The following is an 8,020-nucleotide window of genomic DNA, read 5'->3' on the forward strand; positions in this document are numbered from 1 at the left end:
GCGCCGATGCGGGGGCGGGCCGCGGCGGCGGCGAGGGCTGCGGCGGCGCCGGTGCTGGCGCCGAACAGGCCGATGGGGAGGCCGGCGGTGTGCGGGGCCGATTCCAGGCCCTCGGTGAGGCGGTCGATGGCGCCGATCAGGCGGAGGGTGAGCAGTTCGATGTCGAAGCGCAGGGCGGCGGTGACGCGGTCGACCTCGTCCTCGTGCTGGGTGAGCAGGTCGATGAGGAGCGTGCCGATGCCGGCGGCGTTGAGGCCCTCGGCGACGGCGCGGTTGCGGGGGCTGTGCCGGGAGCTGCCGCTGCCGTGCGCGAACAGGACGACGCCGGTCGCGCCGTCCGGGATCGCCAGGTCGCCGGGCAGTTCGGCGTCCCGCAGCTTCAGCGTGATCATGTGTTGGGCGGTTCGGCGCTGATGTCGGCGAGGGCCGAGCGCTCGTCCCGCTGGACGGCCAGGTCCCCGATGGACACCATGCCGATCGGGCGGTCGCCGTCCACGACCGGAACGCGGCGGACGGCGTGCTCGCGCATCAGCCGCACCGCCTCGTCGGCGTCCGCGCCGGGCGCGACCGTGATCATGTTGGTGCTGCAGATGTCGGCGGCGGTCGTGCCGGACATGTCGCGCTGCGCGGCGACGGCGCGGATCACGATGTCCCGGTCGGTCACCAGGCCGCGCAGCCGCCCCTCGTGGACGACCAGGACGTCCCCGATGCCGTGCTGCCGCATGAGGTCCCCGACCTCGACCAGGGACGTGTCCGGGGACACCGCCACCGGCACCGGCGTCATCACCTCGTTCACCTTCTGGGCCATGAGCCACCCCCCTCGGGCGCTCGCCTACCCAGCGGCGGACGGGATATGTCAGCCGTTCGGGTCGGGCCCGTCCTGCTCGGCGAGGAAGCGCTCGAACTGGGCGCCGAGCTCGTCGGCGGTGGGCATGTCCGCCGACTCGGCGAGCAGGTTGTCGCGCTCGGCGGCGCCGGCGAACGCGTCGTACTGCTGCTCCAGGGCGCGGACGACCTTCTCGACCTCGTCGTTGCCGTCCACCTGCTCGGCGATGTCGGCGTCGGTGGCGGCGGCCGCGTCGCGGAGCCGGTCGACGGGTAGCGACAGCCCGGTCGCGGAGACGATGGCCTCCAGCGCGGCGACGGCGGCGGCCGGGTAGGCGGACTGGGCGAGGTAGTGCGGGACGTGCACGGCGAACCCGACGGCGTCGTGCCCGGCCTCGCCGAGCCGCAGTTCGAGCAGGCCGGCCGCGCTGCCGGGCACCTGGACCTTGTCGAACCACGAGTTCTTGGTGATCAGCTCGGGCCGGGTGGCGTGCGCGGTGGTGCCGACGGGACGGGTGTGCGGGACGCCCATCGGGATGCCGTGGAAGCCGACCACGATGCCGACGCCGAGCTTCTTGACCAGGTGGACGACGGACGAGGTGAAGCCTTCCCAGAGCCGGTCGGGCTCGGGCCCGGACAGCATCAGGAACGGGCTGCCGGCTTCGTCGCGCAGCAGCCGGACGACCAGTTCGGGCGCGTCGTAGGAGGCCCAGTGGTCGCGGTCGAACGTCATCGGCGGCCGGCGGGCCCGGTAGTCGATCAGCGAGTCGACGTCGAAGCGGGCGATCACGCGGTGCTCAAGGGACTCCAGGAGGTGCTCGCGCACGAGCTGCCCGGTGGATCCGGCGTCCACGAAGCCGTCGAGGCTGTGCAGCAGCACCGGACCCGTCATCTCCGGCAGGTCGGCGTCAAGCTCGTACAGATCCTCAGGGTTAAGCAACTTCTCCCCCACCTCTACATGTCGTGGAAACAACATTAGGACATGTGGAGGCCCATCCCCGTTTCCGATGTGACACCGGTCACCGGAACACGCGGCTGGCGAGGAAGTCTTCTGGGTGGAGGGTGGTGAGGGCTTCGCGGTCCACGTGGCCGGCGGTGGCCAGGAGGCGGTTGGCGTGGCGGAGGCGGGCGCGCTCAATGGCGTTTCGGACGGATCGGGCGTTTGCGAAGCGGGGCTGTGCGCGGCGCCGGGAGAGGTAGTCGCGGAACACCGGTTCGGTCTCGGGGGCGAGGACGTAGCCCTCGCGTTCGGTCATCAGGTGACCGATGGCCTCCAGTTCGTCCGGCTCGTAGTCGGGGAAGTCGATGTGGTGGGCGATGCGGGAGCTCATGCCGGGATTGGACGCGAAGAAGGAGTCCATGCGGTCCTTGTAGCCGGCGAGGACGACGACGAGGTCGTCCCGCTGGTTCTCCATGACCTGGAGCAGGATCTCGATGGCCTCCTGCCCGTAGTCGCGCTCGTTCTCGGCGCGGTACAGGTAGTACGCCTCGTCGATGAACAGCACGCCGCCCATGGCCCGTTTCAGGACCTCCTTGGTCTTGGGCGCCGTGTGGCCGACGTACTGGCCGACGAGGTCGTCGCGGGTGACGGAGACGAGGTGGCCGCGGCGGATGTAGCCGAGCCGGTGCAGCAGTTCGGCGAGCCGGACGGCGACGGACGTCTTGCCCGTCCCGGGGCTGCCGGTGAAGCACATGTGCAGGTTGGGACGCCCGGAGTCGATGCCGAACCGGGCGCGGACGCGGTCGACGAGCAGCAGCGCCGCGATCTCCCGGATGCGGGTCTTGACCGGGGCGAGGCCGACGAGTTCGGCGTCCAGCGCGTCCAGGACGGAGTCGACCTGGGAGTCGGCGCGTTCCTTGGCGAGGTCGACGCGGGCATCGGGAGGGAGCGGCTCCCCGGTGGCGGGAGCTTGGGAAGAGTCCACCGGGGAGCCGTTCTGGCGCATCCCGAAGCCGGGGCGTTCGCTCAACGTCCGGCCCCGTAGCGGTCGCCTTCGGGCCGGTCGAGCGCGTAGGGGTGGAGCGTGTAGCGGACGCGCCGGTCGGACGTCTCCTCGCGGTCGAGCCGGAAGCCGGGCTCCTCGGCGGGACGCTGCACGATGAACTGCAGCGCGGTCGTCTGCCGCCCGTAGCTCGCGTCGTAGGCGTTCAGCCGGATGTAGTGGTTCGGGTACGCCTTGCGGCACTCGTTGACCTCGTACAGGACGCCGGCCGGGTCGGCGAGGTCGAACATTGGGAGCCCCCACATCTCCCAGTAGGAGTTGCGCGGGTGCGGGTCGTCGGTGAACTCGACCGAGCACGGCCAGCCCTGGTCCAGGGCATAGGCGACCTGCTTGGCGATGTCCTCGTCGGTGAGCTCGGGCAGGTAGGAGAAGGTGCCTTGCGTGACTCGCATCAGATGCTCACCGGGGTTTCGACGACGTCGGGGGTATCCGTGGATTCGTACGTGAACGTGATGTCGCCCCAAGTGGAGAGGGCGATATCGAGTTCGCGGCTGTTCTTGGCGGCGGCGCGCAGGATGTCGGTGCCCTCGGCCAGGTAGTCGCGCCCCTCGTTCCGCGCCTTGATCATCGCTTCGAGCGCGACGCGGTTGGCGGTGGCGCCGGCGGCGATGCCCATGGGGTGGCCGATCGTCCCGCCGCCGAACTGCAGGATCGAGTCCTCGCCCAGGTAGTGCAGGAGCTGGTGCATCTGCCCTGCGTGGATGCCGCCGGACGCGACGGGCATCGTGCCGGGCATCGACGCCCATTCCTGGTCGAAGTAGAGGCCCTTCACCGGGTCGGCCTCCACCTTGTCCAGGCGAAGCGTGTCGTAGTAGCCGCGGACGCTGTTCGGGTCGCCTTCGAGCTTGCCGACGACCGTCCCCGCGTGGATGTGGTCGACGCCGGCGAGCCGCATCCACTTGGCGATGACGCGGAAGTTCACGCCGTGCGTCTTCTGCCGCGTGTACGTGGAGTGCCCTGCACGGTGCAGGTGCAGGATGACGCCATTCCTGCGCGCCCACTTCGCCATCGACTGGATCGCCGTGTAACCGATGGTGAGGTCGATCATCACGATGACGCTGCCCAGTTCCTTGGCGAACTCGGCGCGCTCGTACATGTCCTCCATCGTCGCGGCGGTGACGTTGAGGTAGTGGCCCTTCACCTCACCCGTGGCGGCCTGCGCTCGGTGGACGCCCTCCATGCAGTAGAGGAAGCGGTCGCGCCAGCGCATGAACGGCTGGGAGTTGATGTTCTCGTCGTCCTTGGTGAAATCGAGGCCGCCGCGAAGGGCCTCGTAGACGACGCGCCCGTAGTTGCGCGCCGACAGCCCGAGCTTGGGTTTGACCGTGGCGCCCAGTAGCGGACGTCCGAACTTGCCCAGGTACTCGCGTTCCATCACGATGCCGTGGGCCGGCCCCTGGAACGTCTTCACGTAGTGGGTCGGGATCCGCATGTCCTCAAGGCGGAGCGCCTTCAGCGCCTTGAACCCGAAGACGTTCCCGATGATGGACGACGTCAGGTTCGCGATCGACCCCTCCTCGAACAGGTCGAGGTCGTAGGCGATGTAGGCGATGAACTGGTTCTCCTGCCCGGGGACCGGCTCCACCTTGTAGCACTTGGCCTGGTAGTTCTCGTAGGCGGTGAGCCGGTCCGTCCAGACGACCGTCCAGGTCGCGGTGGACGACTCGCCCGCGACGGCCGCGCCCGCCTCCTCCGGCGGCACGCCCGGCTGCGGCGTGATCCGGAAGGCGGCGAGGATGTCGCTGTCCTTCGGCTCGTAGTCCGGACGCCAGTAGCCCATCTCCGCGTAGGGGATCACGCCCGCAGACCATCTGCCCGAGCTCATCCGCCGCTCCTTCCTGGACGACGGGGCGCGGCGCTCCACCCCGGGTGAAGGACGGCATGTCCCAGGGGATGCGGAGCGGATCGCCGCGCCCCGGTCGCGTGCAACCGTGACGCCTCGAAGCTTCGCCTCCCGATACTTGCGATGTCCATCAAGTGTTCTACGGTGACCATCAAGCATTCACTTGAACGAGGAGGCCGGACGTGACGGAGGCGCGGCTGCGGACGTTCGTCGCGCTCGCCGACACCGGCTCGGTGCGGGCGGCGGCGCGGCGGCTGTACGTGACCGAGTCGGCGGTCTCGGCGGCGGTCGCCGCGCTGACCCGCGATCTCGGCGTGCCGCTCGTCCAGCGGGTCGGACGCGGCATCAGGCTGACCCCGGCCGGAACCGTCTACGCCGGATACGCGCGGCAGGTCCTCGGCCTGCTGGAGGAGGGCCGTGCGGCGGCGCGCGGCGCGGCCGATCCCGGACGCGGGCCACTGCGCCTGGCCGCGGTCACGACGGCCGCCGACCAGATCCTGCCCGAGCTGCTCGCCTCATTCCGGACGCGGTGGCCCGACGTCGAGCTGACGCTGGAGGTGGGCCCGCGCCGCCAGGTGTGGAGCAGCCTCGCCGCGCACGAGGCCGACCTGGTGCTCGCGGGTCGTCCGCCCGCAGAGGTCGCGGCGACCGTGCTGGCCAGGCGTCCGAACGAGCTGGTGGTCGTCGGCGCCCCCGGCCTCGCGGACGGTTTCGCCCTCGCCCGCACGCCCTGGGTCATGCGCGAGCCCGGCTCGGGCACGCGGGCGACCGCCGACGCCTACCTGACCGAACGCGAGGTCGCGCCGCCCCGGCTCGTGCTCGGCTCGAACGGCGCGGTCATCGCGGGCGCGGCGGCCGGGCTCGGGGTCGCGCTCGTCTCACGGGACGCGGTCGGCGCCGAACTGCACGCCGGACGCCTCGTGATCGTCGACGCGCCGGGAATGCCGCTCGACCGGCCCTGGCACGCGGTCGCCGGTGCCGCGCCGACCCCGACGACGCTGCTGTTCGTCCGGCACCTGCTGGACGCGCCGGGATGGGCCCCCGCTAGGGCAGGCTCCACAGCGACACCGACAGCAGCCCCAGGCTGACGGCGATCAGCACCATGGCGACAGATCGTCCGCCCTCGTCGGCGTGCGCGCTCTTCCCGCGCGTCAGCAGCACCACGAAGAACGCGAGGAAGCCCACGGCGACGACGTCCATCGCCACGGCCAGCCCGGTCACAACGCCACCATTTCCGTCATCGGAGCAACCCTAGAGGAGTGCGGTCGCTCACATCGGTGCCCCGCCGCACATCGCCCGCACCGGAGAGGACAGAATCAGGTTCGGGGAACCGTGAGAGGGGCATCATGAACGCCGACCGCCCGTATGACATCGTTCTGTTCGGCGCGACCGGATTCACCGGTGGCCTGACCGCCGAGTACCTGGCCCAACACGCCGATTCGCGGTGGGCGCTGGCCGGGCGCAACCGGGAGAAGCTCGAGGCCGTCCGCGACCGGCTCGCAAAAATCAACCCGGCCTGCGCCGAGTTGCCGCTGCTGCACGCCGACACCACCGATGCCGCCTCGATCGACGCCATCGCCGAGTCGGCGCGCGTCGTCATCACCACGGTCGGCCCCTACGTCCAGTACGGCGAGCCCTTGGTCGCGGCGTGCGCGCGCGCCGGGACCGACTATGTCGACCTCACCGGCGAGCCCACGTTCGTCGACCGCATGTACGTGAAGTACCACGAGGAGGCCGTGCGCAGCGGCGCCCGGATCGTGCACGCCTGCGGTTTCGACTCGATCCCCCACGACCTCGGCGTCTACTTCACCGTCAAGCAGCTGCCCGAAGGCGTCCCATTGCACGTCGAGGGGTTCCTGCGGGTCCGCGGGGACGCGTCCGGCGGCACCCTGCACTCGGCGGTCGGCATCTTCGGGGACGCGGCCGGAATGATGCGCGCCGAGCGCGAGCGTCGTCGCGTGGAAGAGCCGCCCGCCGGCCGCAGGGTGCGGATCTCGCGCCGCCCGGCGCCGAAGTCCCGCATCGGGGACGGCTGGACGCTGCCGCTGCCCACCATCGACCCGCAGATCGTCGTCCGGTCGGCGGCGGCCCTCGACCGGTACGGCCCCGACTTCTCCTACGGCCACTACCTCGCCGTCAAACGGCTCGCCACGGCGGGCGGGCTGGCGGCGGGCTCGGGCGCCCTGCTCGCGCTGTCCACGCTGCCGCCGACCCGGAAACTGCTGCTGCGCACCCTGTCGCCGGGCGAGGGGCCCTCCGCCGAGCGGCGCGCCCGCAACTGGTTCAGCGTGAAGTTCGCCGGCGAGGGCGGCGGCAGGCGCGTCGTCACCGAGGTCGCGGGCGGCGACCCCGGCTACGGCGAGACGGCCAAGATGCTGGCCGAGTCGGCGCTGTGCCTGGCCCACGACGACCTGCCCGAGACGTCCGGGCAGGTCACGACCGCGGCGGCGATGGGCGACGCGCTGATCATCCGGCTCGTCAAGGCCGGGATGGCCTTCCGGGTGCTCGAAGTCCGGGAATCGGAATGACGGCCTCGACGGCCGTCCCGGCGCCGGGCCTGCTCTTCACCGCGACCCGCCCGCCGAGCAGCTCGGCGCGCTCCCGCATACCGCGCAGGCCGTAGCAGTCGGGCCGTACTCCCCTGACCAGGCCCTGCGCCAGCACGTCCCGGACGGAGAACCCGTTCCCGTCGTCGGTCACCCGCAGCCGGACGCGGTCGAAGGAGTGCTCCAGCAGCAGATCCACGCAGGTCGCGGACGCGTGCCGCAGGCTGTTCCCGACGGCCTCCTGCGCGATCCGGTACAGCGCGGTCTGCACATGGTCGGGCAGCTCGTCCTCCAGCTCACCCTCGATGGTCACGGTCACGTCGATCACGCCCGACGGTCCGGGACCGTCCCCGGCCTCGCGCGCCAGCGTGGCGAGCGCCGCCGACAGGCCCAGATCGTCCAGGACGGGCGGCCGCAGCCCCCCGATCGCCGCGCGCGTCTCGGCGGCCGACAGCTCGCACAGCCGCCGCGCCATCATGATCTGCGCCAGCGCCTCCGGATGGTGCTCGGGCAGCGCCCGCTCGGCGGCCGACAGGTGGAAGCCGAGGCTGGCGAGCCGCTGCGCGATGCCGTCGTGGATCTCCCGGCTCAGCCGGGACCGCTCCGCCTCCTGCGCCTCGACGGCCCGCTCGGCGAACCGCTCGGCCGCGTGCTCGCGCTCGCGCGCGGTGCGCAGCCGCCGGCAGGACGACAGCACCTGTCTCTTCACCACATCTTCGAGCCCACGAGACAGATCCCCAACTCGGATACCGACTTCTGCCTGTATTAAACAAAAATTTGATACACAAACATGAATATACACA

The 8,020-nt window shown here is 71.0% G+C and carries 10 protein-coding genes; 2 read left to right on the top strand and 8 right to left on the bottom strand.

What is annotated here, in order from left to right; genetic code table 11:
- The 6 genes from HUX53_RS37980 to HUX53_RS38005 all read right to left on the bottom strand — a co-directional run.
- Positions 1–392, bottom strand: a 392-nt coding sequence (locus tag HUX53_RS37980) for a dienelactone hydrolase family protein (protein ID WP_369009240.1), incomplete at its 3' end; no start/stop codon positions are given.
- Positions 389–808 (bottom strand): CBS domain-containing protein, encoded by a 420-nt coding sequence (locus HUX53_RS37985; protein ID WP_176408107.1) that lies wholly within the window; start codon positions 806–808, stop codon positions 389–391. The genes HUX53_RS37980 and HUX53_RS37985, both read right to left, overlap by 4 nt.
- Positions 809–856: 48 nt before the next feature.
- Complete coding sequence (locus tag HUX53_RS37990; RefSeq protein WP_217920377.1) at positions 857–1,765, bottom strand: proteasome assembly chaperone family protein; 909 nt, start codon at positions 1,763–1,765, stop codon at positions 857–859.
- Positions 1,766–1,844: 79 nt separating this feature from the next.
- On the bottom strand, positions 1,845–2,795 hold the full coding sequence (gene cbbX, locus HUX53_RS37995; RefSeq protein ID WP_255206022.1) for a CbbX protein: 951 nt from the start codon (positions 2,793–2,795) through the stop codon (positions 1,845–1,847).
- Entirely contained in the window at positions 2,792–3,220 is a 429-nt protein-coding gene (locus tag HUX53_RS38000) for a ribulose bisphosphate carboxylase small subunit (RefSeq protein ID WP_176408109.1), read from the bottom strand. Before HUX53_RS38000 ends, cbbX begins: the two co-directional genes overlap by 4 nt.
- Complete coding sequence (locus HUX53_RS38005; protein WP_176408110.1) at positions 3,220–4,653, bottom strand: form I ribulose bisphosphate carboxylase large subunit; 1,434 nt, start codon at positions 4,651–4,653, stop codon at positions 3,220–3,222. Before HUX53_RS38005 ends, HUX53_RS38000 begins: the two co-directional genes overlap by 1 nt.
- 200 nt (positions 4,654–4,853) lie before the next feature.
- Here HUX53_RS38005 and HUX53_RS38010 point away from each other — a divergent pair, with 200 nt between their 5' ends.
- Entirely contained in the window at positions 4,854–5,759 is a 906-nt protein-coding gene (locus HUX53_RS38010) for a LysR substrate-binding domain-containing protein (RefSeq protein ID WP_176408111.1), read from the top strand.
- On the opposite strand, the gene HUX53_RS38015 is transcribed toward HUX53_RS38010, so the two are convergent.
- On the bottom strand, positions 5,716–5,892 hold the full coding sequence (locus HUX53_RS38015) for a hypothetical protein (protein ID WP_176408112.1): 177 nt from the start codon (positions 5,890–5,892) through the stop codon (positions 5,716–5,718). The two genes, HUX53_RS38010 and HUX53_RS38015, sit on opposite strands and share 44 nt — an antisense overlap.
- A gap of 125 nt (positions 5,893–6,017) precedes the next feature.
- On the opposite strand from HUX53_RS38015, the gene HUX53_RS38020 reads away from it, so the two are divergent.
- On the top strand, positions 6,018–7,199 hold the full coding sequence (locus HUX53_RS38020; RefSeq protein ID WP_176408113.1) for a trans-acting enoyl reductase family protein: 1,182 nt from the start codon (positions 6,018–6,020) through the stop codon (positions 7,197–7,199).
- On the opposite strand, the gene HUX53_RS38025 is transcribed toward HUX53_RS38020, so the two are convergent.
- The gene (locus HUX53_RS38025) at positions 7,150–7,926 is read right to left on the bottom strand and encodes a sensor histidine kinase (protein ID WP_309237627.1); all 777 of its coding nucleotides are present in this window, start codon (positions 7,924–7,926) and stop codon (positions 7,150–7,152) included. The genes HUX53_RS38020 and HUX53_RS38025 overlap by 50 nt on opposite strands.
- Positions 7,927–8,020: the final 94 nt, after the last annotated feature.

Source organism: Actinomadura sp. BRA 177, from assembly GCF_013372625.1.
GTDB lineage: Bacteria > Actinomycetota > Actinomycetes > Streptosporangiales > Streptosporangiaceae > Spirillospora.